Source organism: Nocardia sp. bgisy134 (assembly GCF_965341865.1).
In the GTDB taxonomy this organism is placed as follows: Bacteria; Actinomycetota; Actinomycetes; order Mycobacteriales; family Mycobacteriaceae; genus Nocardia.
In genome coordinates this window covers 1-603 of the sequence record NZ_CBDQZP010000068.1, presented here as the reverse complement: position 1 = coordinate 603, position 603 = coordinate 1, and the positions used below count along the sequence as shown (strand labels likewise).

Genomic DNA, 603 nt, shown 5'->3' with positions numbered 1-603 from the left:
AGATCCTCAGCACGGCGGCTGGGGATCAGCACCGCCGACAACCAACGCGAATACCCGGTCACCATGGTCAGCACCGGCAACCGCTTCGGAACACGGACCTGACCGAAGCCCACCGGCAGCGTGATCGGCGGGAACCACAGATCACACTGCGCGATCTCCCCAGCCACATACGCTGTCCGCGACGCCGGATCCGGCGGCAGATACACCGGCCGCAACTGCGCCACCCGCCCCGACAGCACGCGCACCGACCGAGTCCAGCCGATCCGCTCAGCGATTACCGTCGCCGGCATCGTCGGATAAGCCCGCAACAACTCCCGGATCTGCGGCTCGACCGCATCCACGACCGACCCCTTCGGCGCCCGCTCATACTTCGGCGGCCGATCCGACGCCACCGCCGCTTTGACCGTATTGCGGGACACGCCCATCACCCGGGCGATCGCCTTGATCGGCAGCCCCTCGGACCTGCGCAAACGACGAATCTCAGCCCAATCCTCCACGGAAAGCATCCCTTCGTCCTCCTGGCTCGGTTCGAACCAGGATCAATCGGACAAGGGGTCAAAATTCGGATGCCACGCAGTGATCAGTTTTCACGTTCCGCCGACA

The 603-nt window shown here is 65.0% G+C and carries 1 protein-coding gene; it reads right to left on the bottom strand.

All coding sequences use genetic code 11. From position 1 onward, the window contains the following. The coding region (locus tag ACRWNM_RS36550) for a helix-turn-helix domain-containing protein (protein ID WP_431972737.1) at window positions 1–506 on the bottom strand (506 nt) is incomplete at its 3' end. Between the last annotated feature and the right edge of the window lie 97 nt (window positions 507–603).